A 1,056-nucleotide genomic window follows, 5' to 3' on the forward strand; every position below is an offset into this window, starting at 1 on the left:
GTGGAAGTTCAGCGACAAGGCGCCCAGTTTCTCTTGCTCCGCAACCAGGGTATGGACGGTTCCGCCCAATTCGAAGCTGACCGTGCCGACGGCGGTGTTCCAGCTCCGCGGCCTCCCGGCGGCACTGGGAGCAGGAGGCCAGGTGTTCTTCGAATTCCGCCCGCTCGCGGCGGTCCAGCCCGCCCAGCACATAGAGGCCGAGCAGTTGGTGCAGTTCCTCGTTGGCGTTCACGGCTGCCCCACCCCCATCTCGTCCAGCACGGCGCGCAGGGCCTTGGCCGCGTAGAACGCCCGCGACTTCACCGTGCCCAGCGGAATGCCCAGCGACCGGGCGGCTTCGGACGACGTGAGCCGCTGGTAGTGCAGGGCAAGGATGATGTTGCGGTGCTCGGGGCTGATGCGTGCCAGCGCTTCCTCCATGACCACGCGGAGCAGGAGCCGCTCCAACTGGTCTTCTTCGCTGGCCGGATCGTCCTCGCCCAGGCCGGTCTCGCCCGGCCGCCGGGTGCGGCGCCGGTAGCCGTCGATAATGACGTGACGGGCGGTTTGGTAGAGGTAGCCACGCATGTTGTCGGTTTCCGGGCCGCGCTTCCACACCCGCAGGATCGTCTCCTGCACCACGTCCTCCACCTGGTCCGCGTCGGACGTCGCGGCGCGCACGAACCGGCGCAGCGCCGTGGCATGGTCGCGGTAGAGGCGGGCCACGGCCTCGTCGTCCAATGCCACGGCCGCCTCCTTCCTCCCGGCAGCCCCGGCCGCCCCACCGGCGGCGGAACGTCCCCGCGCAGCGTTCCACGCGGCGTCCTACCGGGTACGACGACGGCGGCGGCGTTCCGGTTCATCCAGCCCGCGGGATTCACCCGCCCGACGTTGAACCATTGTGGGCGCGGCCGGCGTCTTTGCCAATAGCGGGCCGCGCCCCGCGGCACCACGCTCCGGGCCCGCCCGGGAGACGGCAAAGGAACCCCCATGAAAATCACACAGACAGCCGCGACAGCCCTGCTGGCCGCCGCCATGCTGGGCCTCGCCGGCTGCGGCGGCGGCTCGGGTACGGAA

General features: G+C 70.5%; 2 protein-coding genes. Both read right to left on the bottom strand.

What is annotated here, in order from left to right:
* A partial coding sequence (locus tag AC5RV2_RS18320) for a zf-HC2 domain-containing protein (protein WP_494093513.1) occupies nt 1–232 on the bottom strand: 232 nt, incomplete at its 3' end.
* Nucleotides 229–726, bottom strand: a complete 498-nt coding sequence (locus AC5RV2_RS18325; RefSeq protein ID WP_494093514.1) for a sigma-70 family RNA polymerase sigma factor — start codon at nt 724–726, stop codon at nt 229–231. The genes AC5RV2_RS18325 and AC5RV2_RS18320, both read right to left, overlap by 4 nt.
* Nucleotides 727–1,056: the final 330 nt, after the last annotated feature.

The sequence above is a fragment of the Arthrobacter sp. Y3225116 genome (assembly GCF_059091245.1).